Annotated in this window: 23 protein-coding genes; 8 read left to right on the top strand and 15 right to left on the bottom strand. The window is 70.7% G+C overall.

The genetic code is table 11. From position 1 onward, the window contains the following. Window positions 1-19: 19 nt before the first annotated feature. From ACZ6JY_RS21550 to ACZ6JY_RS21540, 3 genes are read right to left on the bottom strand one after another with little or no spacing between them, the layout of a single operon-like run. Complete coding sequence (locus ACZ6JY_RS21550; RefSeq protein ID WP_469197708.1) at window positions 20-2,440, bottom strand: FtsX-like permease family protein; 2,421 nt, start codon at window positions 2,438-2,440, stop codon at window positions 20-22. Continuing rightward, window positions 2,437-3,123, bottom strand: a complete 687-nt coding sequence (locus tag ACZ6JY_RS21545; RefSeq protein ID WP_469197706.1) for an ABC transporter ATP-binding protein — start codon at window positions 3,121-3,123, stop codon at window positions 2,437-2,439. The genes ACZ6JY_RS21550 and ACZ6JY_RS21545 overlap by 4 nt, the downstream gene beginning before the upstream one ends. Then, window positions 3,120-3,647: a PadR family transcriptional regulator gene (locus ACZ6JY_RS21540; protein WP_469197704.1), complete on the bottom strand. Its 528-nt coding sequence runs from the start codon at window positions 3,645-3,647 to the stop codon at window positions 3,120-3,122. The genes ACZ6JY_RS21545 and ACZ6JY_RS21540 overlap by 4 nt, the downstream gene beginning before the upstream one ends. Before the next feature lie 298 nt (window positions 3,648-3,945). Here ACZ6JY_RS21540 and ACZ6JY_RS21535 point away from each other — a divergent pair, with 298 nt between their 5' ends. After that, window positions 3,946-6,201: a transglycosylase domain-containing protein gene (locus tag ACZ6JY_RS21535; RefSeq protein WP_469197701.1), complete on the top strand. Its 2,256-nt coding sequence runs from the start codon at window positions 3,946-3,948 to the stop codon at window positions 6,199-6,201. A 93-nt stretch (window positions 6,202-6,294) separates the two neighbouring features. Here ACZ6JY_RS21535 and ACZ6JY_RS21530 read toward each other — a convergent pair whose 3' ends face one another. The 5 genes from ACZ6JY_RS21530 to ACZ6JY_RS21510 all read right to left on the bottom strand — a co-directional run bounded on the left by ACZ6JY_RS21530 (window position 6,295) and on the right by ACZ6JY_RS21510 (window position 13,110). Then, window positions 6,295-8,208, bottom strand: a complete 1,914-nt coding sequence (locus ACZ6JY_RS21530; protein WP_469198028.1) for an ATP-binding SpoIIE family protein phosphatase — start codon at window positions 8,206-8,208, stop codon at window positions 6,295-6,297. Between the two features lie 152 nt (window positions 8,209-8,360). After that, window positions 8,361-9,002, bottom strand: a complete 642-nt coding sequence (locus tag ACZ6JY_RS21525) for a class I SAM-dependent methyltransferase (RefSeq protein WP_469197700.1) — start codon at window positions 9,000-9,002, stop codon at window positions 8,361-8,363. A gap of 116 nt (window positions 9,003-9,118) precedes the next feature. After that, a complete protein-coding gene (fomD, locus tag ACZ6JY_RS21520) occupies window positions 9,119-9,802 on the bottom strand; it encodes a cytidylyl-2-hydroxypropylphosphonate hydrolase (RefSeq protein WP_469197698.1) in 684 nt (227 codons plus the stop codon). A 57-nt stretch (window positions 9,803-9,859) separates the two neighbouring features. Next, window positions 9,860-11,272, bottom strand: coding sequence for a class II fumarate hydratase (locus ACZ6JY_RS21515; protein WP_469197696.1), 1,413 nt, complete (start codon window positions 11,270-11,272; stop codon window positions 9,860-9,862). A 170-nt stretch (window positions 11,273-11,442) separates the two neighbouring features. Further along, complete coding sequence (locus tag ACZ6JY_RS21510; RefSeq protein WP_469197693.1) at window positions 11,443-13,110, bottom strand: fumarate hydratase; 1,668 nt, start codon at window positions 13,108-13,110, stop codon at window positions 11,443-11,445. 180 nt (window positions 13,111-13,290) lie between these two features. On the opposite strand from ACZ6JY_RS21510, the gene ACZ6JY_RS21505 reads away from it, so the two are divergent. Both ACZ6JY_RS21505 and ACZ6JY_RS21500 read left to right on the top strand, forming a co-directional pair. Next, window positions 13,291-13,977 (top strand): DUF1707 SHOCT-like domain-containing protein, encoded by a 687-nt coding sequence (locus ACZ6JY_RS21505; protein WP_469197691.1) that lies wholly within the window; start codon window positions 13,291-13,293, stop codon window positions 13,975-13,977. A gap of 126 nt (window positions 13,978-14,103) precedes the next feature. After that, the gene (locus ACZ6JY_RS21500) at window positions 14,104-14,511 is read left to right on the top strand and encodes a WhiB family transcriptional regulator (protein WP_469197689.1); all 408 of its coding nucleotides are present in this window, start codon (window positions 14,104-14,106) and stop codon (window positions 14,509-14,511) included. A 112-nt stretch (window positions 14,512-14,623) separates the two neighbouring features. On the opposite strand, the gene glpX is transcribed toward ACZ6JY_RS21500, so the two are convergent. Further along, a complete protein-coding gene (gene glpX / locus ACZ6JY_RS21495; protein ID WP_469197687.1) occupies window positions 14,624-15,655 on the bottom strand; it encodes a class II fructose-bisphosphatase in 1,032 nt (343 codons plus the stop codon). Window positions 15,656-15,871: 216 nt separating this feature from the next. On the opposite strand from glpX, the gene ACZ6JY_RS21490 reads away from it, so the two are divergent. Continuing rightward, window positions 15,872-16,390, top strand: a complete 519-nt coding sequence (locus tag ACZ6JY_RS21490; RefSeq protein ID WP_469197685.1) for a DUF4245 domain-containing protein — start codon at window positions 15,872-15,874, stop codon at window positions 16,388-16,390. Between the two features lie 101 nt (window positions 16,391-16,491). Here ACZ6JY_RS21490 and ACZ6JY_RS21485 read toward each other — a convergent pair whose 3' ends face one another. From ACZ6JY_RS21485 to ACZ6JY_RS21470, 4 genes are all read right to left on the bottom strand, one after another. Beyond that, entirely contained in the window at window positions 16,492-17,082 is a 591-nt protein-coding gene (locus tag ACZ6JY_RS21485; protein WP_469197683.1) for a malonic semialdehyde reductase, read from the bottom strand. 196 nt (window positions 17,083-17,278) lie between these two features. Next, on the bottom strand, window positions 17,279-17,557 hold the full coding sequence (locus tag ACZ6JY_RS21480) for an exodeoxyribonuclease VII small subunit (RefSeq protein WP_469197682.1): 279 nt from the start codon (window positions 17,555-17,557) through the stop codon (window positions 17,279-17,281). A 9-nt stretch (window positions 17,558-17,566) separates the two neighbouring features. After that, window positions 17,567-18,817: an exodeoxyribonuclease VII large subunit gene (gene xseA / locus ACZ6JY_RS21475; protein WP_469197680.1), complete on the bottom strand. Its 1,251-nt coding sequence runs from the start codon at window positions 18,815-18,817 to the stop codon at window positions 17,567-17,569. Between the two features lie 84 nt (window positions 18,818-18,901). After that, window positions 18,902-20,281: an APC family permease gene (locus tag ACZ6JY_RS21470; protein WP_469197678.1), complete on the bottom strand. Its 1,380-nt coding sequence runs from the start codon at window positions 20,279-20,281 to the stop codon at window positions 18,902-18,904. Between the two features lie 97 nt (window positions 20,282-20,378). Between ACZ6JY_RS21470 and ACZ6JY_RS21465 the strand changes: the two genes are divergently transcribed. Together ACZ6JY_RS21465 and ppgK are read left to right on the top strand one after the other, a co-directional pair. Then, window positions 20,379-21,371 carry a 4-hydroxy-3-methylbut-2-enyl diphosphate reductase gene (locus tag ACZ6JY_RS21465; protein WP_469197676.1) on the top strand — a complete coding sequence of 331 codons (993 nt, stop codon included), beginning with the start codon at window positions 20,379-20,381 and terminating at the stop codon, window positions 21,369-21,371. A gap of 93 nt (window positions 21,372-21,464) precedes the next feature. Then, window positions 21,465-22,205, top strand: coding sequence for a polyphosphate--glucose phosphotransferase (gene ppgK, locus ACZ6JY_RS21460; protein WP_469197674.1), 741 nt, complete (start codon window positions 21,465-21,467; stop codon window positions 22,203-22,205). Between the two features lie 31 nt (window positions 22,206-22,236). Here ppgK and ACZ6JY_RS21455 read toward each other — a convergent pair whose 3' ends face one another. Then, entirely contained in the window at window positions 22,237-22,869 is a 633-nt protein-coding gene (locus tag ACZ6JY_RS21455; protein ID WP_469197672.1) for a DUF6542 domain-containing protein, read from the bottom strand. A 357-nt stretch (window positions 22,870-23,226) separates the two neighbouring features. Between ACZ6JY_RS21455 and ychF the strand changes: the two genes are divergently transcribed. Beyond that, on the top strand, window positions 23,227-24,315 hold the full coding sequence (gene ychF, locus ACZ6JY_RS21450) for a redox-regulated ATPase YchF (protein WP_469197670.1): 1,089 nt from the start codon (window positions 23,227-23,229) through the stop codon (window positions 24,313-24,315). Window positions 24,316-24,578: 263 nt separating this feature from the next. After that, window positions 24,579-25,568, top strand: a complete 990-nt coding sequence (locus ACZ6JY_RS21445) for an ArsR/SmtB family transcription factor (protein WP_469197668.1) — start codon at window positions 24,579-24,581, stop codon at window positions 25,566-25,568. Between the two features lie 37 nt (window positions 25,569-25,605). Here the strand turns inward: ACZ6JY_RS21445 and ACZ6JY_RS21440 are convergent, their stop codons facing one another. Continuing rightward, window positions 25,606-26,058, bottom strand: a complete 453-nt coding sequence (locus tag ACZ6JY_RS21440) for a VOC family protein (RefSeq protein ID WP_469197666.1) — start codon at window positions 26,056-26,058, stop codon at window positions 25,606-25,608. Window positions 26,059-26,170: the final 112 nt, after the last annotated feature.

The following is a 26,170-nucleotide window of genomic DNA, read 5'->3' as shown; positions in this document are numbered from 1 at the left end:
CCACCGGTGCTCGCCCGCGCTACTCCGTGCGCAGGCCGTCCGGCCGCATCATCCGCCACAGCGGTGGCAGGCTGAGCAGCGTCACGACCGCGACGAGGACGGCTCCCGCGCCGGCCAGGGGCACGAACAGCCACCAGTCGGTGACCGGCTTCTCGATCATGCGGACCATGACCCAGCCGAGGCCGAGGCCGCCGGCGACCGCGAGGGCCAGGCCGATGACGACCGGGATCGCCGTCTGCCACAGCACCGACCACGCCATCGAGGAGCGGCGGGTGCCGAAGGCGGTGAGCGCCGCGAGGAGCTTTTTGCGCTCGCGGAGCTGTTCCAGCATCGACACCAGCATGGACGCCGCGATCAGCACCATCGTGGCCATCGCGCCGACCTGGAGGCCGGTCTGGATGGTCGCGTACTGCTTGTCGCGTTCGACGGCGCGCAACGTCATCACGTCGAGGAACGGGCCGACGCGGGCAGCGGTGTTGCGGATGTACTCCTCGGCGTCCGGCGTGTCCCTGTCGACCTTGATCATGGCGGTCGTCGAGGCGTTGAGCAGCTTGGCGGGGTCGACGGCGCCGGGGGTGGCGTAGATGCCGTCGTGCTCCTCGCCGGCCGGGTCGGGGCGGGTCCTGACCACGCGGGAGTCGGCGGGCAGCGTCCACGGTATGTGCCGGTGCCCCGCCTCGTCCCAGCTCCGTGGGTTGAGGTCGACCGGCTTGCCGGGGCGGGCCGACTCGTCGACCCAGTCGTTCATCCCCTTGTTGCCGCTGTGCGCGACGAAGGTGTCGCCGTCCTCGCACCGGCCGACGCGGGCGAGTTCGCGAAGGTTCTCGCAGGTGGCGACCGTCAGCTCCGTGGTGGGCCGGATGTCCTCGGGGTCCTTCATCCTGCCGGGCCTCACGGCGTACGTGGTGACCGTGCCGATGACGTGCTCGACGCCCCGGGTCGTACGGAACTGCTCGATCATCCGCTCGGCGAGCTTCCCGTCGCCCACGTCGGCCCTGACCACCAGGCTGGCGCGGCCGGGAGCGTTGTCGGTGGTGCGGTTGAAGTCGTCGTGCATCGCCACGAACAGCATCTGGAGGGCGACCGCGCCCGCGACCGCCACGGTGATGCCGCTGACCGCCCTGGCCGCCGTACCGCTGCTCAACTGGAGCCTGCGGATGGCGAGCTGCCAGGGCACGGGGCCGCCGCCGCGCAGCCTCGCCACGCTCGCCTCGACGAGCCAGGGCAGCAGCGCGGCCAGGCCCACCAGGGTGAGCGTCGCGCCCAGGCCGATGGCGTAGACCGGCGGGGCCACGCCGCCGCCGACGCGGCCCGCGGCCAGCAGGATGCCCAGGCCGAGCACCGGCATGACGACGCGCCACCACAGCCGGCGCTTGTGGGGCCTGGCGTTGCGCACGACGCCGAGCGGTTCGATGGAGACGGCCCGCAGCGAGATCAGCGTGACCACGACGGAGGTGACCGGCACGGCGAGCAGGATCGTCACGGCGAGGCCGGGGACCGGCACGACGTCGGACGGGAAGGCGCTGACCTGCCACATGTCGACCACGCCGAACAGTTCCCGCACTCCGAGGAACGCGATCCCGCCCACGGCCAGGCCGAGGAGTGCCCCGCACAGGGCCTCGCCCGCGGCGATCCGGCGCACGCTGTGCGCGTCCGCGCCGACCAGGCGCAGCGCGGCGAGCCGCCGGTCGCGCCGCTCGCCGCCGAAGCGGACGGCGGTGCCGATGAAGATGATCACCGGGGTCAGCAGGACCACGCAGATCAGGACGGTGAGGACGATCAGGAGCGGGTCCAGCGGCTCCCCGGGCTCCGCCCAGCCGAACCGGGCGACGCGGTGGCCGCCTTCGGCGCGGGTGAGGGAGTCGGAACCGGCGTAGTAGTACAGCTCCCCGGGGTACACGAGGCCCGCGTCGGCGATGGTGCCCGTGATCCGGTAGCGGTCGAACCGCTCCTTCAGGAGGGCGCCCTCGGAGCTGTCCATGAGGTCCCGCAGGGCGGGCGAGACGACCATCTCGCCGTCTCCCGGCAGCTTCGCGAGGCCGGGCGGCACGACCGGGTGCGTGCCCTCGGGGCGCAGCACGCGCCCGCTCACCGTCGAATCGCGGAAGTCGGTCTGCACGTCGCGCTGGAGCACCGTCGAGTCCGACTTCGGGGCGGACTCGCCGGAGAACTGGCCCTCGGCCGAGCGGGCCACCGAGCGGTCGTCGCGCCGCTGGATCAGCTCGGGCACGGACGCCGCGCCGAGCAGCAGCGCCACGCCGAGGCCGACGCCGACCGCGGTCAGCAGCGTGCGGGTCCAGCCCTCGTGGCCGCCGCCGACGGCGAAGCGCACGCCCATGGCGAGGTCGCGCAGGAAGGCGCGCGGCCCCTTGCCCGCAGAGTTCCCTGCGGTCGGCGCACCGGCCCGGGCGGCGGACCTGGGGCGGGTGTCGAGGCTCATACCGCCCGCTCCATGTCGCGCGCCCTGCCGTCGCGCACGACGATCTCGCGGTCGGAGTAGGCGGCGACCCGGGTCTCGTGGGTGACGAGGACGACGGCGGCGTTGGCCGAGCGCGCGGCGTCGGTCAGGAGTTCCATGACGCGCTCGCCGTTGAGGGAGTCGAGCGCGCCCGTCGGCTCGTCGGCGAAGATCACGCGGGGGCTGGTGGCGAGCGCGCGGGCGACGGCCACGCGCTGGCCCTGGCCGCCGGAGACCTCGCCGGGCCGCTTGGCGACGACGTCGTCGACCTCCAGGCGCTCCATCCAGGTCCGGGCGGTCGCCTCGGCCTCCTTGCGCTTGGCGCCGTTCAGCCGCAGCGGGAGGGCCACGTTCTCGACGCAGGTCAGTTCGGGCACGAGCTGGCCGAACTGGAAGACGAAGCCGAACTCGCTGCGCCGCAGGGCGCTCAGCGCGGCGTCCGGCATGCCGGTCAGCTCACGGCCGTTGTACGTGATGGAGCCCTCGTCGGGCCGGACGATCCCGGCGAGGCAGTGCAGCAGGGTCGACTTGCCGGAGCCCGAGGGGCCCATGACGGCGACGATCTCGCCGGGGTGGATGGAGAAGGCGGCGCCGTCGAGCGCGGCGGTGGGGCCGTAGGTCTTGCGGAGTCCGTCGGCCTGGAGCAGGGAACCAGCGGGGGTCATGCGGGGCGCACCTCCTGGGCGAGCCTGCCGAGACGCGCGGCCGTCAGTTCGAGCCAGCGCAGATCGGCTTCGAGGTGGAAGAGCGCGTGGTCGCAGATGAGCTGGTCGGCGAGGTCGCCCTTGCGCTTGCGGTCGGTGAGGATGCGCATCAGGCGCAGGTGTTCGGCGCGCTGCACATCGAGGAGTTCGGCGGCGTCGCGCCCGGTCAGGAGCGCGAGCACGACCTTGGTGTAGAGGGTCGACTGGAGGTAGGGCTCCGGCTTCTCCGGGGTGGCGAGCCACCGCTGGACATCCGTGATGCCGGCGTCGGTGATCGCGTACCGCTTGCGCTCGGGACCGCCGCCCGCCTCGATGCCGTCGACCTCGACGAGGCCGTTCTTCAGCAGGCGGGACATGGTCGAGTAGACCTGTCCGTAGTGCAGGGGCTTGTCGTGCCCGAACTTCTCGTCGAAGGCGCGCTTGAGGTCGTAGCCGTGCCGGGGGCCCGACTCCAGAAGACCCAGAAGGGTGTGGCCAATGGACATGCGGCGCACTCTACACGCCGTGTATACGTGCCGTGTATACGCCCTGTGCAGACCCTGTGAGTCAGAACGGCCGCGCAACCTTCGGGCGCGTGAAACCGTCGGTTCCTAAGGGGCAGGTGCTCATTGTCACGTCCGGAAAAGACCGGATCGGAGGACCTTTGTCCCTTGGTGCGGTGTTAGCTTCATGAGCTGACTTAGCGACCAGAAGACTTGTCAGTGAGAAGACGAGACGTACGGGAAGCACGGCGTAGTGCGGGACGTACGGGTCGTACGAGACGGAAGCGGAGCATTCTCAGTCATGGGCCGAGCCGAAGAACGACAAGCGCGTCAGCGCGGTGCCCGCCGGGCAGCGCGCGGGCGCCCGTCAGGCGGGGGCAAGCCCAAGCGCACCGGCATACGCCGCTTCTTCACCTGGAAGAAGATTCTGGGCACGTTCTTCGGCTTCGTGCTGCTCGGCATGCTCGGCTTCGTCGTCCTGTACATGGTGGTCGACATACCGGAGGGCAACGCCCTCGCCAAGAAGCAGAGCAACGTCTACAAGTACGGCAACGGCGATGTCATCGCCCGGACCGGCGACGTGAACCGCGAGATCGTCGACCTGGACAAGGTCCCCGAGGACGTCCAGAAGACGTTCGTCGCCGCGGAGAACAAGTCCTTCTACAAGGACGAGGGCGTCGACTTCAAGGGCACGGCCCGCGGTGTCCTCAACACGGTCACCGGCAAGGGCAAGCAGGGTGGCTCGACCATCACCCAGCAGTACGTGAAGAACTACTACCTCAGCTCGGAACAGACCGTCAGCCGCAAGCTGAAGGAACTGGTCGTCTCGCTCAAGGTGGACCGCGAGAAGAGCAAGGACGACATCCTCGCGGGGTACATCAACACCAGCTACTACGGACGCGGCGCGTACGGCATCCAGGCCGCGGCCCAGGCCTACTACGGCATCGACGCCAAGGACCTGGAGGTGGAGCAGGGCGCCTACCTCGCGGCCCTCCTCCAGGCCCCCAGCCAGTACGACTGGGCGGTCGCGACGCCGACCGGCAAGAAGCTCGTCAGGCAGCGCTGGGACTACGTGCTCGACAACATGGTCGAGGAGGGCTGGCTGGACTCCGGCAAGCGGGCGGACCTCAAGTTCGCCACGCCCGAGGACCCGAAGGCACCGCCAGGACGCGAGGGCCAGATCGGCTACCTCGTCGAGGAGGCCAAGCGCGAGGTCCTGCGGAACAGCGACCTCAGCGAGGCCGAGTTCGAGGCCGGCGGCTACACCATCACGCTGAACATCGACCCCAAGAAGCAGAAGCAGCTTCAGGCGGCCGTCGACAAGAAGCTGAACGACAGGCTCGACCGCAAGAAGAACAAGGCCGATGCCCGGGTCCAGGCGGGCGCCGCGTCCGTCGACCCCAAGACCGGCAAGGTCCTCGCCATGTACGGCGGCGAGGACTACGTGAAGCACTACACGAACAACGCCACCCGCCGTGACTACCAGTCGGCCTCCACCTTCAAGCCGCTGATCCTCGCCGCGGCCCTGGAGCACGGAGCCACCACGCAGGACGGCAAGCCGATCACCGCGGGCACCATCTACGACGGCACGAGCAAGCGCCCCGTCAAGGGCAGCGACGTGGGCTTCGCGCCGCCGAACGAGGACGACGTGGACTACGGACCCGTCACCGTCCAGAAGGCGATGAACAAGTCCATCAACTCCGTCTTCGCGCAGATGGGCGTGGACGTCGGGATGCCCGAGGTCATGGAGATGGCGGGCAAGCTCGGCATGAACGTCGAGGGCCTGCCCGCCGTGCCCGCCCAGACCCTGGGCTCCATGGGCGCGAGCCCGCTGGAGATGGCGGGCGTGTACGCCACCCTCGACAACCACGGCAAGAAGGTCACTCCGGCGCTGGTCGCCTCGGTCGAGCACAAGGACCGCACGGTCGACCTGCCCGACCCGATCGGCGAGCAGGTCGTCAAGCGCGGCACCGCCGACTCGATCACCTCGGTCCTGACCGGTGTGGTCGACGACGGCACGGGCAGCGCGGTGCGCAACCCGGCGCAGGACGTGGCGGGCAAGACCGGTACCTCCGACGACAACAAGTCGGCCTGGTTCACGGGCTACACGCCGAAGCTGGTCACCTCCGTAGGCCTGTTCGGCGAGGGCGCTCCCGACACCCCGGAGAAGAACAAGCAGGTCTCCATGAAGGGCGCGGGCGGCCGTGCCCGCGTCGACGGCGGCAGCTTCCCCGCCGACATCTGGGCGGCGTACACCTTCGACGCGATGGGCTCGCCCAGCGAGTTCGAGCTCGACACCGACATGGGCGCCGCCGTCGCGCCGCCCCCGGATCCGACGACGAAGGCCCCGAAGGAGCCGACGACCAGGCCGACGGAGCCGGAGGACGACCCGACGACGAAGCCGCCGTCGACTTCCCCGACGACGAAGCCGCCGTCGACCTCACCCACGACGCCGCCGCCGACCGACCCGACGACCAAGCCGCCGACGACCGAGCCGGGGCCGACGGACACGGCCGACGACTCCGAGGGCCCGGACGGGCTGCTGAGCAGGGACTGACGGCTCAGAGCCTGTGTCATCACCGCACGGACGAAGGCGCCCGGAACCATCGAGGTTCCGGGCGCCTTCACGTGCGGGTGCGGCCGACGGGCCCTAGCTCCGGTTCAGCTCGAACCACACGACCTTGCCCGTGCTCAGGCGCGTCGCGCCCCACCGTCGTGCCATCTTGTTGACCAGGTAGAGCCCGCGGCCGCCCTCGTCCGTGGCGCGGGCCTGGCGGAGCCTGGGCAGTTGCGGCACGTCGTCGCCGACCTCGCAGCGCAGTACGTCGGTACGGAGCAGCCGCAGGGTGATCGGTCGGGAGGCGTACCGCACGGCGTTGGTGACGACCTCGCTGACCAGGAGCTCCACCGCGTCCGTCATGTCCTCCAGGCCCCAGCGGGCGAGGGCGCTGCGGGCCAGGCGGCGGGCGCGGGAGGGCGTGGCGTTCTCCGGCTCCAGGAACCAGTACGCGACGTCGCTCGGCGCGATGCCGTCGAAGCGGGCGGCGAGCAGCGCGATGTCGTCGTCCCGGTCACCCGGGCCGAGCATGTCGAGCACCTCGTCGCAGAGCGCCTCAAGGGGCGGCGGATGGTCCGGTCCCGTCAGCTGGGCGGTGGCGGCGAGACGTTCCCGCAACTGCTCTATGCCGGTCCACACGTCGCGCAGCCGTGACTCGACGAGCCCGTCCGTGTACAGGAGCAGCGTCGCGCCCGCCGGGGCGTCCAGCTCCACGGCCTCGAAGTCGACGCCGCCCACCCCGATGGGGGCGCCCGGCGGCACGCGAAGCACCTCGGCGCGCCCGCCCAGGTGCAGCAGGACGGGCGGCGGGTGGCCCGCGTTGGCGATGGTGATGCGGTGCGACACCGGGTCGTACACCGCGTACAGGCAGGTGGCCATGCGGTCCGAACCGAGCCGCTGGGCCTGCTCGTCGAGGTGGTGCAGGACCTCCTGCGGCGGCAGGTCGAGCCCGGCGAGGGTCTGCGCGGTCGTCCGGAGCTGGCCCATGATCGCGGCCGAGGTCATGGAGTGCCCCATCACGTCGCCCACCACCAGGGCGACGCGGCTGCCGGGCAGCGGGATCGCGTCGTACCAGTCGCCGCCGACCCGGGCGGTCTCGGCCGCCGGCAGGTAGCGCGAGGCGAGCCGCACGCCGGTCGGGCGCGGCAGCGTCTCGGGGAGCATGGTGCGCTGGAGCTCGTCGGCGATGTACGCCTCGCGGCCGTACAGGACGGCCTTGTCGATGCCGAGCGCGCTGTGCGTGGCCAGCTGGGCGGCGACCAGGAGGTCGTCCACCTCGAAGGCGGGGCGGTCGGGGCGGCGCAGGAACACGGCCGCGCCGATCACCCGCCGCCTGCCCCGCAGCGGCGCGAGGATGGCCCGCTGCCCCGCAGGGACGGTCCGCCCCTCGCCGAGGAGTTCGGGCAGCGCCGCCTGGGCCGCCGCCGCGTCCGCGAAGACCGGGCGCACGCCGCACAGGACCTCGGCGAGCGCACCGCCCGGCCGCACCTCGCACAGCTCGGCGGTGGCCGTGATGCCCGTCAGGTCGCTGCCGGGTACGGCCTGGAGCGAGGGCGGCGTGCCGCTGTCGGTGTCCTGTTCCTCGGCGCCCTCCTCCAGGGAGCGCAGCCGGTCGGTGCGGCGCAGGCGCAGCACCAGCGGGCCCGTGGGCCGTTCGTCGCCGACGGGCAGCGGGTCGCGCAGATAGACCAGGATGGCGTCGGAGAACGTCGGGACCGTGGCGCGGCACAGGCCCATCACGATCTCGTCGAGGTCTATGCCGCGGGCGATCCGCCGCGTCGCCGCGCCGACGAACCGCAGCCGGTCGCCGTCGCGCCGCATCGCCACGGGCCCTGCTCCCGGGGGCCGCGGCCTGCCGGTGCGCCGCTCCTCGCCGTCCGGCGGACCCACGGGCGCCGTGGCGGGCCCGGGCGGCACGCCCTCGGGCGGGCGCGGCCTGCCCCGGTCGGGCTCGGCGGCCGAGGGCTGGGAGTGCTCACCGGACGGCGGCACGGAGGCCCCGGGCAGGGCGTCGCCCGTGCGGGCCTGCGCCGCGGGGGCGGTCGTCCTGGCAGCGGGTGCCTTGCGACCCTCGTATGGGGTGAGGTGCTCCGTCACGCGTTTCGAATCCGTCCGTCCGGGGCTGCGCGCGGTGCGCGCCGTCCAGCGTTGCGCGTCGCTCAGCCGCGTCGGCAGTGCATGAAGATCTGATGCTCGGGTGGTACGTCGGTGCTCGCAGGTGCGTACGAGTACGTGGCCTCTTCGGTGATGTCGAAGCCCGCGTCGCGCACGACCTGGCGCAGTTCGTCGCCCAGGTAACCCGATACCCGGATCGTGTGTCCCAGGAACGGGATCGCCGTGTCGTCGAGGTCGGCCTCGACCATGGACAGCTCCATCAGACCCCCGGGCCGAAGCAGGCCGTGCAGCCGCCGCAGCGCGTCGGGGATCTCCGGGCGCGGCAGCATCAGCAGGGCGAAGAAGCAGACGATGCCGTCGAACCGGCCGATGCCCGCCGGTCCCTCCGCCCGGAGATCGGCGATGTCGAGTTGCCTGAACTCGGCCGCGGGGACGTTCTTTCCGGCCAGTCGGAGCATGCCCGTCGAGATGTCCGTGCCGAGGACGGTGTGGCCCGCCTCGGTGAGCTGCCGGGCGGTGGGCAGGCCCGTGCCGCAGCCCACGTCGAGCACCCGGGAGCCGGGCGGCAGGGCCTTCGCCAGGCGGCGCCCGGCGGCGAGCTGCCCCTCCTTGTGCGGGAAGGCGTCGTCGTAGAACTGCCCGATGCCGTCAAAGGCCTCGGCCTGTCCCCTGCGGTCCACGCTCACGTTCTGCCGCCCCTCGATGACTTCCTGTCAGGCACCGCACAGGTTCGCGGAGTTGCTGCTGTGCGCCCTTGCGGAGGACGATCCTACGTTTGAACCACGGGGGCGCATCAAGGGTCTCATGACGACACATGCGCGGGCGTACGGTCCCAGTCATCCGGGAGTGAGGGTACGTCCCAGGACGGATCGGGGCGCCAGCGCTGCCATCCGTCCGAAAACGGTGCCCCCCAGGCATCGATCACGCCAAGGGCGGCCCGCCCCGCGGCCCGGACGTCAGCGGCCTTCTCCGGGTCCATCAGACCCACCCGCACCGCCTGCGCGAACTCGTCCTCGTCGTGCCACTGCCAGCTCCGGTCCGGCCGCACGGAGATGTCCAGAAAATGATCCTCGGAGTCCACTCCGGCCGCCCAACGCGCGCGGGGCTCCTCCAGGTTCACGTACCAGTTCTTGAACTGCCAGCCGTGGTCCCAGAACAGCCAGACCGACCACGGCTCACCGGGACGCGCCAGCTTCAGCACGCCGGTGCCGGCCCAGTGGCTCCTGCTGACCGCGCGCGGCTTGGTGTAGCGGGTGGCGAGCGGCTCGCGGTGCACCGGCGTCCCGTCGGCCAGCACCGGCTTCACGCACTCGGTGCCGGGCGCCATCCACACGGCGAGCAGCGACGGAGTGTCCTGGACGACGGTGACGGGGCGGCAGATGTGGAAGCGGTCACCGGCGTTCTCGCGGTACCGCCACAGGATGTGGTCACCGGGGGCCCACCTGGCCGCTCCGCCGTCCGCCGTCTTTCCGTCGAGGTCTGTCATGGACAGATATTAGACGCCGTCACCGTACGGGGCCCATGCGTCGCATGGGTTCCACCGTTAGGGACGTGTCATCCGCAGCACGTCCAGGGCCTCGTCGAGCTGTTCGAGGGTGAGGGCGCCCCGGTCGACGTAACCGGACTCCAGGACGACCTCGCGGATCGTCTTCTGCTCGGCCAGGGACTTCTTCGCCACCTTCGCCGCCTCCTCGTACCCGATGTACTTGTTCAGCGGCGTCACGACGGACGGCGAGGACTCGGCGTACTGCCTGGCCCGTTCGCGGTGGGCGGTGATGCCGTCGACGGTCCGGTCGGCGAGCAGGCGCGAGACGTTGGCGAGGAGGCGGATCGACTCCAGGACGTTCTTGGCGATCACCGGGAGCATGACGTTGAGCTCGAAGTTGCCCGCGGCGCCCGCCGCGGCGACCGTCGCGTCGTTCCCCGTGACCTGGGCGGCGACCATCAGGGCGGCCTCGGGGACGACCGGGTTCACCTTGCCGGGCATGATCGAGGAGCCGGGCTGGAGGTCGGGCAGGCTGATCTCGGCGAGGCCGGTGCGCGGGCCGGAGGCCATCCACCGCAGGTCGTTGGAGATCTTCGTCAGGCCCACGCCGATGGTCCTGAGCTGCCCGCTGGTCTCCACGATGCCGTCGCGCGCGCCCTGCGCCTCGAAGTGGTCGCGGGCCTCGGTCAGCGGCAGGCCCGTGGCCCGCGCGATCTCCTCGATGACGGCGGCGGAGAAACCGGGCGGGGTGTTGATGCCGGTGCCCACGGCCGTGCCGCCGAGCGGCAGTTCGGCCAGGCGGGGCAGCGAGGCCGTCAGCCGCTCGACGCCGTACCGCACCTGGGCCGCGTATCCGGCGAACTCCTGGCCGAGGGTGACGGGCGTGGCGTCCATGAGGTGCGTGCGCCCGGACTTCACCACGTCCGCGAACTCCTCGGCCTTGCGCTCCAGGGCGGCGGCGAGGTGTTCGAGGGCCGGGATCAGGTCGCCGGTGACCGCGCCGGTCGCCGCGATGTGGATCGACGAGGGGAAGACGTCGTTCGAGGACTGCGAGGCGTTGACGTGGTCGTTGGGGTGCACGTCGCGGCCGAGCCGCTCGGTGGCGAGCGTGGCGAGGACTTCGTTGGTGTTCATGTTGGACGAGGTGCCGGAGCCGGTCTGGAAGACGTCCACGGGGAAGTGCGCGTCCCAGCGCCCTTCCGCGACCTCGGCCGCCGCGTCCGCGATGGCTTCGGCGATGTCCTTGTCGAGCACGCCGAGGGACGCGTTGACCTTGGCGGCGGCCGCCTTGATCTGCGCGAGGGCCGCGATGTGAGCCCGTTCGATGCGCTGTCCCGAGATGGGGAAGTTCTCCACCGCGCGCTGGGTCTGGGCGCGCCACTTGGCGTCCGCGGGGACCCGCACCTCGCCCATGGAATCGTGCTCGGTCCGGTACTCGCCGGTGCGGTCGTCGCTGGCGTCGCTGGTCATGCCGTGAACCTACCTCTCCGCTCAACCCCGTCGAAAAGCCTCGAAAAGTTGAGCGCGTGTCTTGTTCCGGCTATTCCCGTGCCCCGCGCCCGCCCGTACGAAAAGGCCCTCCACCCACCCGTACGAAAGGCCCCGCCCACGCGCGCGTGGACAGGGCCTTCGCGGTACCGCTACGCCAGGCCGGGCCCGCGCACCGGGATGTGCGTGAACGTCGGCTCGGGGGCCGGGTTCTGGAAGAAGTCGTTGCCCTTGTCGTCGACGACGATGAAGGCGGGGAAGTCCTCGACCTCGATCTTCCAGACCGCCTCCATGCCGAGCTCCTCGTACTCGACGACCTCGACCTTCTTGATGCAGTCCTGGGCGAGGCGCGCGGCGGGGCCGCCGATCGAGCCGAGGTAGAAGCCGCCGTGCGCGTCGCACGCGTCGGTGACCTGCTTGCTCCGGTTGCCCTTGGCCAGCATGACCTTGGAGCCGCCGGCCGCCTGGAACTGCTCCACGTAGGAGTCCATGCGCCCGGCCGTGGTCGGCCCGAAGGAACCGGAGGCGTAACCCTCGGGGGTCTTCGCGGGGCCCGCGTAGTACACGGGGTGGTCCTTCAGGTACTGCGGCATCTCCTCGCCCGCGTCGAGCCGCTCCTTGATCTTGGCGTGCGCGATGTCGCGGGCCACGACGAGGGGGCCGGTCAGCGAGAGGCGGGTCTTCACCGGGTGCTTGGTCAGCTCGGCGAGGATCGCGTCCATGGGCTGGTTGAGGTCGATCCTCACGACGTCCGCGGAGTCGTTCAGGTGCTCGTCCGTCGTCTCCGGAAGGAAGCGCGCCGGGTCGGTCTCCAGCTGCTCCAGGAAGACGCCCTCCGCGGTGATCTTCGCGGTGGCCTGGCGGTCGGCCGAGCAGGAGACGGCGATGGCGACGGGCAGCGAGGCGCCGTGCCGGGGCAGTCGCACCACGCGCACGTCGTGGCAGAAGTACTTGCCGCCGAACTGCGCGCCGATGCCGATCTTCTGGGTGAGCTCGAAGACCTTCTCCTCCAGCTCCTTGTCCCGGAAGCCGTGGCCGGTCGGGGAGCCCTCGGCGGGCAGCTCGTCCAGGTAGTGCGCGGAGGCGTACTTCGCGGTCTTCAGGGCGAACTCGGCGGACGTGCCGCCGACGACGATCGCCAGGTGGTACGGCGGGCACGCGGCCGTGCCCAGCGAGCGGATCTTCTCCTCCAGGAACTTCATCATGGAGGCCTCGTTCAGGACGGCCTTCGTCTCCTGGTAGAGGAACGACTTGTTCGCCGAGCCGCCGCCCTTGGCCATGAAGAGGAACTTGTAGGCGCCGCCGTCGGTCGCGTACAGCTCGATCTGCGCGGGCAGGTTGGAGCCGGTGTTCTTCTCGTCCCACATGGTCAGCGGGGCCATCTGGGAGTACCGGAGATTGAGCTTCGTGTACGCGTCGAAGATGCCCCGGGAGAGCGCCTCCTCGTCGCCGCCCTCCGTGAGGACGTTCTGGCCGCGCTTGCCCATGACGATGGCGGTGCCGGTGTCCTGGCACATGGGGAGCACGCCCGCGGCGGCGATGTTCGCGTTCTTCAGCAGGTCGAGCGCCACGAACTTGTCGTTGCCCGACGCCTCGGGGTCGTCGATGATGCGCCGCAGCTGGGCCAGGTGCGCGGGCCGCAGATAGTGCTGGATGTCGTGGATGGCCTCGGCGGCGAGCTCGCGCAGGGCCTCCGGCTCGACCTTGAGGAACGTCCGCCCGTCGGCCTCGAAGGTGGAGACGCCCTCGGCGGTCACCAGCCGGTACGGGGTGGTGTCCTCTCCCAGTGGGAGCAGATCGGAGTACGCAAACTCTGGCATTACGGCCATTCCTCACTCGACAGGCAGCGGCGCGGCCTCCATTGGCGACGCGCCCACCAGCGTAGAACGCCCCGGACAGGACCGGTCTGTGAGGTAAGGCTCAGTAGGGCCGGCGGTCCGACGCGCCGGGTTGTCCACAGGGGCTAGTCGCGATCTATCGCGAGTGGGTACGCTGCTGGCGTGGACCTCGAAAAGCGCCCCTCGCAGCCCGCCCCCGCCGCGGCCGGACCCGCCGGCTCGCTCCGTGCCTCCGACGCCGACCGGGACCGCACGGCCGACATCCTTCGCGAGGCCCTGGCGGAGGGCCGCCTCACCGCGGAGGAGCACTCCGAGCGCATCGACGGGGTCTATCGCGCGAAGACCATGGCCGAGCTGGAGCCGCTGGTCGGCGACCTGCCCGCGGCGCACGGCGGGCCGCGGGCCGCGGGCGCCCCCGACCCGGCCCCGTCCAGGCCGTCGCCGGGCGCCGTCCCGCCGGTCGCCGACGAGAACCTGGTGGCGGTGCTCAGCGGCAGCGTCCGCAAGGGCCGCTGGCGCGTCGCCCGCCGCACCCATGCCTATGCCGTCTTCGGCAGCGTCGAGATCGACCTGAGCGAGGCGATCTTCGAGCAGCGCCAGGTGGTCATCAAGGCGATCGCCGTCTTCGGCTCGGTCGAGATCCGCGTCCCGGAGAACGTCTCGCTGCGCGGCAGCGGCACGGGCGTCCTCGGCAACTTCGAGGTGGACACCCTCGACTCGCCCGACCAGGACGCCCCGGTCGTCTTCGTGGACGGCACGGCGATCTTCGGGAGCGTCGAGGCGCGCCCCAAGCGCGGCCGGCTCGTGCGCGATCTGCACCGACAGCTGCGCAAGCACTTGGGCCACTGACGCCACACCCGTTGTGCACGGGAGGGGCGCGTTCGCGTCGATCGGAACTCAGTGCATAGGCGCGTACACAGCGGGTAGAGCTGCTGCATCGTCTCTCGCTCGCGAAGCCGTCGTCAGGAGTAGGCCGTGCTGCAACCGTCGCATCAGTCCTCGCAGGTCGCCGCAGTGCCGGCTGATGGGGCCTCCCCTGCACGAGCGAATGCGAGTGCCTGGGGAAGAGGCCCCGTGCGGGACCGCACCGATGACGCCCCATGGCATACGGAAGCCGTGTGCCGGCGTGACGAGGCCGGACTGTTCTTCGCCCCGTCCAAGGAGCCGACCGCGGCGCGGCTCTCCCGGGAGGAGGCGGCCAAGCGCGTCTGCGCCCGCTGTCCCGTCATGGTCGAGTGCCGCGAGCACGCCCTGCTCCAGCCCGAGCCGTACGGCGTGTGGGGCGGCCTCACCGCCGCCGAGCGCCGCGTGGTCCTCGCACGGCGCCGCAGGCATGACATGGAGCTCAAGCAGGCGGCGCACTCGATAGCCGCCGCCGGCTGACCGGCCGTACGAACGAACGATGGGGGCGCTCCCCGCACGGGGCGCCCCCATCGTCGTACGGCCGCGTCGTTCTCGCGTACCGCTCGCGGCCTACTGCTGGATGTTCCGTCCGCTACTTGGCGCGGTCGAAGTCGACGGCGCTGTAGGCGCGCAGCTTCGACAGCCGGTGGTCGGAGTCGATCTTGCGGATCGTGCCCGACTTGGAGCGCATGACCAGCGAGGACGTCGAGGCGTTGGCCGCGCGGTAGCGGACGCCCTGGAGCAGTTCGCCGTCGGTGATGCCGGTCGCGACGAAGAAGACGTTGTCGCCCTTGACCAGGTCGTCCGTCGAGAGCGTGCGGTCCAGGTCGTGGCCCGCGTCGATGGCACGCTGGCGCTCGGCGTCGTCCTTGGGCCACAGCTTGCCCTGGATCACACCGCCCAGGCACTTGATCGCGCAGGCCGAGATGATGCCCTCGGGGGTGCCGCCGATGCCCATCAGGAGGTCGACGCCGGTGCCCTCGCGCACGGCCATGACCGACCCGGCGACATCGCCGTCGGAGATGAACTTGATGCGCGCGCCGGTCTCCCGGATCTCCTTGACGATGCCCTCGTGGCGGGGGCGGTCGAGGATCATGACGGTGACGTCCTCGGGCGAGGAGTTCTTGGCCTTGGCGACCCGGCGGATGTTGACCGACGCGGGGGCGTTGATGTCCACGTAGTCCGCGGCCTCCGGGCCGGTGACCAGCTTGTCCATGTAGAAGACCGCGGACGGGTCGAACATCGCGCCGCGGTCGGCGGCGGCGAGCACGGCGATGGCGTTCGGCATCCCCTTCGCGCAGAGGGTCGTGCCGTCGATCGGGTCGACGGCGATGTCGACCTCGGCGCCTGTGCCGTCGCCGATGTTCTCCCCGTTGAAGAGCATCGGGGCTTCGTCCTTCTCGCCCTCGCCGATGACGACGACGCCGTTCATCGAGACGGTGGAGACGAGGGTCCGCATGGCCCTGACGGCGGCGCCGTCCGCGCCGTTCTTGTCACCGCGGCCGACCCAGCGGCCCGCGGCCATGGCGGCGGCCTCGGTGACCCGGACGAGCTCCAGGGCGAGGTTGCGGTCGGGAGCCTCGGGAGAGACCTCGAGCTCGGACGGGAGATGATGCTCGGTCATCGGAGAGCACCTTTCTGCTGATACAAAATGGCGCGCCCGTAGGGCGTCCTCGGAAGGGCGGTGGCGGGAGGCGGGAGGGGCGGCCGGATGAGGGTGTGCTCGTGACTCTATCCGCAGGCCGACAAAATGAGCAGTGGGCCCCACGCATGAGCGGACCGGGGCGTCGGTACGGATACCGGGGGAAGGCCCGCTTTCCCGGCCTGAGAGCATGGGGGCGTGGCAGGCAGACAAGGCAATCAGACCGTCAAGAACATGCTGTGGTCGTTGGTGGTGATCGCCCTGGTGGCAGGCGTGATCTACATCTTCATCCCGCACGACGAGTCCAAGACCCCGGTGAAGCGCGTCGACTACCGGGTGGAACTCCTGACGGCCCGGCGCGCCGCGGCCTATCCCGTGGCCGCGCCCGAGGGTCTGGCCAAGGAGTGGAAGCCGACGTCCGTGCGGTTCAACGGCGCCGAGCACGACAGCTGGCACCTGGGCTTCCTCGACCCGGACGGCGAGTACGTGGCGCTGAAGCAGTCCACCGCCGCGCCGGCCAAGTACATCGAGAAGGTCACCCAGGAGGCGCGGAAGACCGCCGCCACGGAGAAGATCGCCGGCCGCACCTGGCAGCGCTACCAGGGGCCGACGTACGACGCCCTGGTGAACACGGAGAAGGACGCGACGACGGTGATCACGGGCACGGCCTCGTTCGATCAGCTCGCGAAGATGGCGGAGTCGCTGAAGACGACGTGACGTGGTGTGCGTGGTTGCCGCGTACGGCTTCCGCGTACGCGTGAAGGGCCCCCGGCGGTGTGCGCCGGGGGCCCTTCGCGTGGCTGGTGCGAGCGGGTCGCTCAGACCGTGGTGACGACGTCCTCGTAGGAGAGGCGCGGGGAGCGGGGGAACCAGGCGTCCTCGCCGGGCTTGCCGATGTTGACCACCATCAGCGGGGTGTGGTCGCCGTCCAGGAACTCCTTCTGGAGGCCGGCCGGGTCGTAACCGGTCATCGGGCCCGCGGCGAGACCGGCGGCGCGCACGCCGACGATGAAGTACGCGGCCTGGAGCGTGGCGTTCAGCAGGGCGGCCTGCTCACGGGCGGGGCGCTCGGAGAAGAAGGCGTCCTTGGCCTGCGGGAAGTGCGGGAACAGCGCCGGGAGCTCCTCGTGGAACTCGTTGTCGGCGGAGAGGATCGCGACCAGCGGCGCCGCCGAGGTCTTCGGGCGGTTGCCCTCGGCCATGTGCTGCACCAGGCGCTCGCGGGCCTCGGGGGAGCGGACCAGGGTGACGCGCAGCGGCGACTGGTTGAAGGCGGTCGGGCCGTACTTGACCAGGTCGTAGATCGCCTGGACCTGCTCGTCGGTGACCGGCTCGTCGGTGAAGGTGTTCGCGGTGCGGGCCTCGCGGAAGAGCAGGTCCTGGGCGGCGGGGTCAAGTGCGAGAGACATGGATCAACCTTCTCGGTACGTGCGATGTGCTGTGGATCAGCTGGCACGACCGACCGTACGACAAGTGACGTTTAAGATTCAACCAAAACTGGGTCCTCGTGATCCGCTTCACAGGGTTCTGTCTTGATAGTGACTGTCTGGGTCGACTGTCTGGCCGGTCTGTTCCGGCGGCCGGCCTGGCCTCCGGCGGTTACGGTCAGCCCTCGTCGTCGGCTTCGGCGTCCGCGCCGTCGCCGTCGTCGGCGTCCGGTCCCGCGAGGGCCGCGTCAAGGCGGGCACGGGCGCCGTCGAGCCAGCGGCGGCAGATCTTGGCCAGCTCCTCGCCGCGCTCCCACAGGGCGAGCGACTCCTCCAGGGTCGTACCGCCCGTTTCGAGGCGGCGTACGACCTCGATGAGCTCGTCCCGGGCCTGCTCGTACCCGAGCGCGTCCGCGGAGCCCGCGGAGCCCGCGGTCCCGTCCGTTGTGCTGGTCATGCGCCCACCCTAAATCTCGGCATTGTCCGCGTCGGCCGCGGCTTCGTCGGCTTGCCCCATGGTCCGTACGGTGAACTCGCCCTCGGCGACCCGGGCCCGCAGCTCCTCGTCGGCGGTCACGTCGGCCGGGGCCCTGATGACCGTGCCGTCCGGTTTCTGGAGCACCGCGTACCCCCGCTGGAGCGTCGCCGCGGGGGAGAGGGCCACCACGCGCGCGTGGGTGTGTGTCAGCTCCGAACCCGCCCGGTCGAGGAGGTGCCCGAGCGTGCGGCGGCTGCGGTCGACGAGGGCGGAGACCTGCTCCTCGCGCTCCTCGACCATGCGGTGCGGATGCTCCATCGAGGGCCGGCCCAGCGCGTGGGCGAGACCCCGGTCCTCCCGGTCCAGGAAGGCGTCCATGCAGCGCCGGGCGCGGTCCCGCAGCCATCGCACCCGCTCGTACTCCTCCCCGACGTCCGGCACGACCTTCTTGGCCGCGTCGGTGGGCGTGGAGGCGCGCAGGTCCGCCACGAGGTCGAGGAGAGGACTGTCCGGCTCGTGGCCGATCGCGGAGACCACCGGCGTGCGGCACGAGGCCACCGCGCGGATGAGCTGCTCGTCGGAGAACGGCAGCAGGTCCTCCACGCTGCCGCCGCCCCGCGCCACGACGATCACGTCGACCTCGTCGAGGGCGTCGAGGTCCTTCACGGCCTGTACGACCTGCGGCACCGCGTGCACGCCCTGCACCGGGACGTTGCGCACCTCGAAGCGGACGGCGGGCCAGCGGTGCCGCGCGTTCTCCAGGACGTCCCGCTCGGCGGCCGATGCGCGGCCCGTGACCAGGCCGATGAGCTGCGGCAGGAACGGCAGCGGCTTCTTCCGCTCCGGGGCGAAAAGACCCTCTCCGGAGAGGCGTTTCTTGAGCTGCTCGATGCGGGCGAGCAGCTCACCGACGCCGACCGGCTTTATCTCGGCGGCCCGCAGGGAGAGCTGACCCCGCGGGGCATACCACTCGGGCTTCGCGTGGACGACGACGCGGGCGCCCTCGGAGACGACGTCGGCCACGGCGTCGAAGACCTGGCGGTAGCAGGTGACGCTGACCGAGATGTCGTGCGAGGGGTCGCGGAGCGTCATGAAGACGACACCGGCGCCGGGCCTCCGGGACAGCTGGGTGATCTGCCCCTCGACCCACACGGCACCGAGCCGATCGATCCAGCCGCCGATCAGCCGCGACACCTGCCCGACGGGCAGTGGCGCGTCGGCGGACGTGTTGAGAGCCATGCGGTGAGCGTAGCCGCCGGGTCTGACATCACCGTGGGGCAAATGGGCGGGTGGGTGGCGAGGAATCCGCCGCGAAGCGGCGGCCTAGACGACCCGCCGCCCCCGCTGCACGAGAAGAACGACGAGCCCGATCCCCAGCCACACCGCCCCGACGACCTGCGCGGAGCCCGCAGCCTCCCAGATGACCGCCACGGTGATCACGGCCCCCAGCACGGGAACCACCCCATGCCGCCACCAGCTGAAGAGCCCCCCGTGCCGCACCGCGAACCACCCCACCACGCTCGCGTGCAGCAGCAGGAACGCGGTGAGCGCCCCGATGTCGACCACCGACACCAGGTGATCCATCCCGTCGTCCCGCCGAGCCGCCCACACCGCGGCCACCAGCGTCACGACAGCGGCGAAGAGCAGCGCCACCCGAGGCGTACCGGAGTCGGTCCGGGCGAGCACCTTCGGCAGCCGCCGGCCCCTGGCCATGGCGAACAGCAGCCGCCCCGCCGCGGCCTGCCCGGCGAGCGCGGCGAACGCGGCGCCGATGGCCTTGCTGACGGCCACGAGATCGTGCAGCCACGACCCGGCCGCCGAGTCGACCGCATCGTAGAAGGCCGTGCCCTGCTTGACCGGCTCCGCGGCGAGCTCGGCGGAGGACAGCGGCTCCAGGAGGGCCACCAGGTACGTCTGGGCGATGAAGAGCACACCGGCGAGCGCCAGGCAGAACAGCACGGCCCGCGCGACCTTCGCCGAGCCGCCCGTCACCTCCTCCGCGAAGGAGGCGATGGCGTCGAAGCCCAGGTAGGAGAGGACGGCGATGGACACCGCCCCCACCACGGCGGACAGCGCGAACGCACCCTGCGAGCCGTCACCGGTCAGCGGTGAGAGCCAGTCCCGCTGGGCGCCGTCCCTGGCGAGGACGACCACGGCGGCGACGACGAAGACCAGGAGAACGACGATCTCCATGGCGAGCACGGCGAACCCGACCCGCGCGGCCGTCCGTACCCCCCACAGGTTCAGCAAGGTCGTGATGAGCACCGCCAGGGCCGTCCACACCCACCGCGACACCGACGGCACGAGCGAGTTCATGGCGATGCCGGAGAAGAGGTAGGCGACCGCCGGGATGAGCAGGTAGTCGAGCATCGCCATCCACCCGGCGATGAACCCGAAGCCTTTTCCGAGCCCCGCGCGCGCGTAGGCGAAGACGGACCCCGCCTGGGGGACGACCCGCACCATCTGGGCGTAGCTGAACGCGGTGAACGCCATGGCGACCGTGGCGATCAGGTAGACGAGGGCGACGGCTCCGTGCGACTTCGCGTCGAGCGTCCCGAAGACGCCGACGGGCGCCATGGGGGCGATGAAGAGCAGACCGTAGACGACGAGGTCACGGAAGCCCAGACTGCGCCGCAGCCTCGGATCGTCGGCGGACTCGACGCCCGCCGCGTGGGCGCCCTCGCTGGCGGTCTCACCGGACATCGTGCCTCCGTGCCTCCGTGGATCAGCGCGTGGGATCGGCGCAGGCCTTCAGTCTCCCCAACGGGGCGATCTTTGACGCGCTGGACGCGGCCTTACGATGGGTGGCATGACTGCAACGCCTGGCTCCCGCCGTGTCCTGCTCGCCGCTCCCCGTGGCTACTGCGCGGGCGTGGACCGTGCCGTGATCGCCGTCGAGAAGGCCCTGGAGCAGTACGGGGCCCCGATCTACGTCCGCCACGAGATCGTGCACAACAAATACGTGGTGCAGACCCTGGAGAAGAAGGGCGCCATCTTCGTCGAGGAGACGGCGGAGGTCCCCGAGGGCTCCATCGTGATGTTCTCCGCGCACGGCGTGGCCCCGACCGTCCACGCGGAGGCCGCCGAGCGCAAGCTGGCGACGATCGACGCGACGTGCCCGCTGGTCACCAAGGTGCACAAGGAGGCCGTCCGGTTCGCCAACGACGACTTCGACATCCTCCTGATCGGCCACGAGGGTCACGAGGAGGTCATCGGCACGTCCGGTGAGGCGCCCGAGCACATCACGCTCGTCGACGGCCCCGACGACGTCGCGAACGTCGAGGTCCGCGACCCGGACAAGGTCGTCTGGCTCTCCCAGACCACGCTCTCCGTCGACGAGACGATGGAGACGGTCGACGCCCTCAAGGGCAAGTTCCCGAACCTGCTCTCGCCGCCCAGCGACGACATCTGCTACGCCACGCAGAACCGCCAGATCGCGGTGAAGAAGCTCGCCGAGGACGCCGAGCTGGTCATCGTCGTCGGCTCCAAGAACTCCTCCAACTCCATCCGCATGGTCGAGGTAGCCCTCGACGCGGGCGCCCCCGCGTCGCACCTGGTCGACAGCGCCGAAGAGATCGACGAGGCGTGGCTCGAAGGCGTGACCACGGTCGGCCTGACCTCCGGCGCCTCCGTCCCCGACGTACTGGTGGACGGCGTCATCGAGTGGCTCGCCGAGCGTGGCTACGGCGACGTCGAGACGGTGAAGACCGCCGAGGAGTCGATCACCTTCTCGCTGCCCAAGGAGCTCCGCAAGGACCTGCGGGCCGAGGCGGCGAAGCTGTCGCAGCGGTGACCGGGTGGCCGGCCGGGGCGAGGTCGGCTCAGCCCTGACCGGCGGTCGGCGGCCATGCTGCGCCGACGCTGATCCTGGTCGTACGGTGGGGCCATGGAGATCTTCGGTGTGGACATCGGCGGCTCAGGGATCAAGGGCGCTCCCGTGGACGTTGACCGCGGAGAACTGGCCCAGGAGCGGCACAAGGTCCTGACCCCCCATCCGGCGACGCCCGAAGCGGTGGTCGCGGGCGTGTGCGAGGTCGTGGAGCACTTCGGCTGGAAGGGGCCCGTCGGCGCCACCTTCCCCGGCGTGATCACCGGCGGCACGGCGCGCACGGCGGCCAACGTCGACAAGAGCTGGATCGGCACGGACATCCGGAAGCTGGTCTCGGACCGGCTCGGCGGCGCCCCCGTGACCGTACTCAACGACGCGGACGCGGCGGGCGTGGCCGAGATGCACCTCGGCGCGGGCAAGGACCGCAAGGGCACGGTCCTGCTGCTCACCCTCGGCACGGGCATCGGCAGCGCCCTGTTCACCGGCGGGCGCCTGGTGCCCAACACCGAGCTGGGCCACCTCGAACTGAACGGCCACGACGCGGAGAAGCGCGCCTCCTCCAAGGCCCGCGAGGACGAGGACCTGAGCTGGGAGCACTGGGCCCACCGGGTGCAGAAGTACCTCGCGCACGTGGAGATGCTGTTCTCGCCGGAGCTGTTCATCATCGGCGGCGGCGTGAGCCGCAAGGCGCACAAGTTCCTGCCGCTGATCGAGGGCATCTCCGCGGAGATCGTCCCGGCGCAGCTCCAGAACAACGCCGGCATCGTGGGAGCGGCGATGGCGGCGAGCGAGGCGTAGCTCCCGGTCGGTTCGGGCCGGTCGGGTCGCGTCAGGTGGCGGGTACGCGTTTCGCGCCCGCCGGCTGCCGGGCGGTCGGCGGCTTCGGTGGCCGGCGCCGCTCGGCCATCAGCCGGATCTTGCGTACGCACACGATGAGCCCGGCGATGAGCGTGCCCCCGTACAGCCAGCCCGCGTGCAGCGCGAGCGAGGTCACGAGGCCCATGAGGCGCCCGCCGAACCCGGTGCCCCCGGAGATCGGCAGGATTCCGGTGGCGAAGGCGATCGGCACCCCGATGGGCGCGGTGACCAGGTCCGCGGGGCGCACCCACAGCGCGGTGAGCGTGGCGACGGGCAGGAACAGCACCCCGTACGCGACGAGTGAGCCGTCGAAGAGCAGCCCCAGCAGGCAGGCGAGCAGGAACAGCACCCCGGTGCAGAACAGGCCGCTGCCGAGCCCGGTCAGGCGCGGGTTCGGCATCCGCCGCAGGGAGCGGACGAGCGGTGAGCGGCGCAGGGCCCGTACCAGCGGAGGGGCGGGCCGGCGCGGGCGCTGCGCGGCCCGGTACACCGTGCCTGGCTCGACCGCCCGGCCCTGCGAGGGCAGCGGGGCGGTCCGACGGGGCCTGGCCGCGGCGGGCGCCTTCGGTTCGGTCTGAGGGGGACGCGTCCTGTGTTGCTCCACTGGTCCAACCTAGGTCGGCTTCCGCGCGGATTCAGCAGTGAGACACGCCTTTGGCGTGACCTTGGCCATGCGTTCGACGTGGTGGCGGGCGGGTGCGGGGAGGACGGACGGCCGGGCGTGTCGCGGGGGGCCGGGTGACCGGTCGGGCCGGTGGCGGCAAGCCGTAGACTGGTGGATCGGCCCATCCTCGTAACACGAACGTAGAACCTCGAATCTCGAACCCGGATCTCGAATCTCGAACCGTGAACCGCGATCCGTGAACCTGAAGCCCCAAGCTTCGAGCTTCGAGCTTCGAGCCTCGAACTTCGTGTACGAGGGGACCGTCCCACCCAGCCCTGACGTACGGGAAGTCGCAACGTGTCGCTCACGATCGGAATCGTCGGTCTGCCGAATGTCGGCAAGTCGACCCTGTTCAACGCCCTGACCAAGAACGACGTGCTGGCGGCCAACTACCCGTTCGCCACGATCGAGCCGAACGTCGGCGTGGTAGGTGTCCCCGACCCCCGCCTGACGAAGTTGGCCGAGATCTTCTCTTCCCAGCGCGTCCTGCCCGCCACGGTCGACTTCGTCGACATCGCCGGCATCGTGCGCGGCGCGAGCGAGGGCGAGGGCCTGGGCAACAAGTTCCTCGCGAACATCCGCGAGTCGGACGCGATCTGCCAGGTCATCCGCGCCTTCAAGGACGAGAACGTCGTGCACGTGGACGGCAAGGTCTCGCCGAAGGACGACATCGAGACGATCAACACCGAGCTGATCCTCGCCGACCTCCAGACCATCGAGAAGGTCCTGCCGCGCCTCCAGAAGGAGTCGCGCATCAAGAAGGACATCGGCCCGAAGGTGGCGGCGGTCGAGGCGGCCAAGGAGATCCTGGAGAAGGGCGACACCCTGTTCTCCCAGGGCATCGTCCAGGGCTCGGGCAACGAAGAGCTCCTGCATGACCTGCACCTCCTGACCACGAAGCCCTTCCTCTACGTCTTCAACGTCGACGAGGAGGAGCTGACGGACGACGACTTCAAGGCCGCGCAGAGCGCCCTGGTCGCCCCCGCCGAGGCGATCTTCCTCAACGCCAAGCTGGAGTCGGACCTCGCCGAGCTCGACGACGAGGAGGCCCTCGAACTCCTCCAGTCCGTCGGCCAGGAAGAGCCCGGCCTCGCCACCCTCGCCCACGTCGGCTTCCGCACCCTCGGCCTCCAGACCTACCTCACGGCAGGCCCGAAGGAATCCCGCGCCTGGACCATCAAGAAGGGCGCGACGGCCCCCGAGGCGGCCGGCGTCATCCACACGGACTTCCAGAAGGGCTTCATCAAGGCGGAGGTCATCTCCTTCGCCGACCTGGTGGAGACGGGCTCGGTGGCGGAGGCCCGCGCAAAGGGCAAGGCGCGCATGGAGGGCAAGGAGTATGTGATGCAGGACGGGGATGTGGTGGAGTTCCGGTTCAACGTTTAGTTGCCGCCATAGCTCGGTCTCGGTCGAGCTGGCGAACTTGCGGGTCAGAAGGGTCGGTCCGGTTCCGGGCCGACCCCGTTGGCGTTCCCGGTGCGGGTTTTTCGCTGGTTGTGGTGTTCTTCAGGTGGGCGTCGGACGCTACGGGTGGACCTATACGTAGCGGCTGTTCACAGGGGCAAGTTCAGCGCTTCGAGCCGCGAGCCGCTGCGCGGAGCCGGGCCGCGCTCGATCGGTTGAGTCGTGTTGGCGGTAGCCTGCTCGACGTGCCGCAGAAGTATGTCGAGTTCCGCCTTGCTTCGGAGGACATCTCTACCGTCCGCTTCGGCGTGTCGCCAGGGCATGAGATCGTCCACGCGGTGCGGACCCTCAGTCGACCGCAGGAGCAGCCGCTGCAGTGGGGATGGCTGCGCGCCGTTCGCGACGATGTCCCGCGGGAGTCCCTCGAGTTGCTGCGCCTCGTCGTGGGCGAAGCCGGGTACGCGCCCGATCTGTTCACGTCGGCCGCGTCGTGGGATCTCACGCCTGCGGATGAGATCGAGCGGCTGCGGCAGGCGCCGCTCGAGCCGATCTCGATCGACCTGCGCAAGCGAGCGGTCCGCAGCGCCGGCGTCGCGCGGGCCGCGCTCGAGAGGATGGCGGCCGATCCCGCGAGGGTCCGCGCCATGATCGTGCGCCACGTCGAGGCACTCTGGGAGGCCGCACTCGCGCCGTACTGGGCGCAGATCGAACGCATTCTTCATGCGGACATCGGCTCTCGGGTGCGACGGATGACCGCGGACGGTCTGGCCGGGATGGCGGCTGATCTCGGCGAAGGTGTCGAGTGGAGCGCCGACACCGGCTTCGACACCGTGCGCGTGCGGATGGAACGACACGAGGAGATCGTCGACTGCCAGGGGCGGGGCCTCGTGCTCGTGCCGTCGTTCTTCGGGCGCCACTGCGCGGTGCTCACGGAGCCGCCTGCGCAGCCGACGCTGTTCTACCCCGCGCTCGGTCTGTCCGAGGTGTGGCATCGTGCCGATTCGACGGACGCGCTGGCGGGCCTGCTCGGGGAGAGCCGCGCCGCGGTGCTCGTCGCGCTCGGCGCGCCGCTGTCGACGACGGAGACCGCAGGAGAGGCCGGGATCGCGGCTTCCACCGCATCCCACCACCTCGACGCCCTGCGCGCCGCCGGGCTCATCGCGTCCCGGCGTGCCGGGCGGCGCGTGCTGCACGCGCGCACGCCGCTCGGTGATGCGCTCGTCCACCGCGTCTGACGCGGCGGACGAGCGCATCCGGGGCCGGCGCGGTGGATCACCGCCCGGGAACGAGGTCCGGTCCCGCGCCGTGCTCGGCGACGTACGCCTCCGGACCCTGCTCGGTGGCCTGGGGCTCCATGTAGAGGAACTCGAGGACGTTGCCGTCCGGGTCCTCGAGGGAGCGCCCATACATGAACCCGTGGTCCTGCGCGGGGCGCGGCTCACGGCCGCCCGCGGTGACACCGGCGTCGACGGTCCCATCGACGTGGTCCCGCGAGTCGCGCGAGAATGACAGCAGCACCTGGGCGACCGTGTGCGGGTCGGCGATCTGCTTGTCGGTGAACTGCGAGAAGTGCCCGTGGGTGAGCACCATGAAGTTCGTGTTCTCGTCCCAGACGACGCACGCGGCGTTCTCGTCGGTGAACATCGGATTGATGTCACAGCCGAGCGCCGTGTAGAAGGCCTTGCTGCGCTCGAGGTCGGTTGTGGTGATGTTGACGAAGATCATGAGGTCTCCTGATATCGCACGGACGGGTCCTGCAGTTGCCGAGATCAGGCTGGCACCAGGGCCGTGGGCATCCAATCGATTCGACGTACGTCGAAAGGTCACGGTGCCGGGG

Source organism: Streptomyces sp. NPDC046335 (assembly GCF_055587985.1).
The sequence above is the reverse complement of the archived record's forward strand: the minus strand, read 5'-3'. Positions and strand labels throughout refer to the sequence as shown.

Bases quoted from the DNA above. Each gene is read 5' to 3' on its own strand.
- ACZ6JY_RS21465 (WP_469197676.1), top strand. From the start codon at position 20,379: ATGGGTGGCATGACTGCAACGCCTGGCTCCCGCCGTGTCCTGCTCGCC.
- ACZ6JY_RS21485 (WP_469197683.1), bottom strand. From the start codon at position 17,082: ATGTCTCTCGCACTTGACCCCGCCGCCCAGGACCTGCTCTTCCGCGAG.
- ACZ6JY_RS21440 (WP_469197666.1), bottom strand. From the start codon at position 26,058: ATGATCTTCGTCAACATCACCACAACCGACCTCGAGCGCAGCAAGGCC.
- ACZ6JY_RS21535 (WP_469197701.1), top strand. From the start codon at position 3,946: ATGGGCCGAGCCGAAGAACGACAAGCGCGTCAGCGCGGTGCCCGCCGG.
- ACZ6JY_RS21480 (WP_469197682.1), bottom strand. From the start codon at position 17,557: ATGACCAGCACAACGGACGGGACCGCGGGCTCCGCGGGCTCCGCGGAC.
- ACZ6JY_RS21550 (WP_469197708.1), bottom strand. From the start codon at position 2,440: ATGAGCCTCGACACCCGCCCCAGGTCCGCCGCCCGGGCCGGTGCGCCG.
- fomD (WP_469197698.1), bottom strand. From the start codon at position 9,802: ATGACAGACCTCGACGGAAAGACGGCGGACGGCGGAGCGGCCAGGTGG.
- ACZ6JY_RS21540 (WP_469197704.1), bottom strand. From the start codon at position 3,647: ATGTCCATTGGCCACACCCTTCTGGGTCTTCTGGAGTCGGGCCCCCGG.
- ACZ6JY_RS21510 (WP_469197693.1), bottom strand. From the start codon at position 13,110: ATGCCAGAGTTTGCGTACTCCGATCTGCTCCCACTGGGAGAGGACACC.
- glpX (WP_469197687.1), bottom strand. From the start codon at position 15,655: ATGACCGAGCATCATCTCCCGTCCGAGCTCGAGGTCTCTCCCGAGGCT.
- xseA (WP_469197680.1), bottom strand. From the start codon at position 18,817: ATGGCTCTCAACACGTCCGCCGACGCGCCACTGCCCGTCGGGCAGGTG.
- ACZ6JY_RS21545 (WP_469197706.1), bottom strand. From the start codon at position 3,123: ATGACCCCCGCTGGTTCCCTGCTCCAGGCCGACGGACTCCGCAAGACC.
- ppgK (WP_469197674.1), top strand. From the start codon at position 21,465: ATGGAGATCTTCGGTGTGGACATCGGCGGCTCAGGGATCAAGGGCGCT.
- ACZ6JY_RS21515 (WP_469197696.1), bottom strand. From the start codon at position 11,272: ATGACCAGCGACGCCAGCGACGACCGCACCGGCGAGTACCGGACCGAG.
- ACZ6JY_RS21470 (WP_469197678.1), bottom strand. From the start codon at position 20,281: ATGTCCGGTGAGACCGCCAGCGAGGGCGCCCACGCGGCGGGCGTCGAG.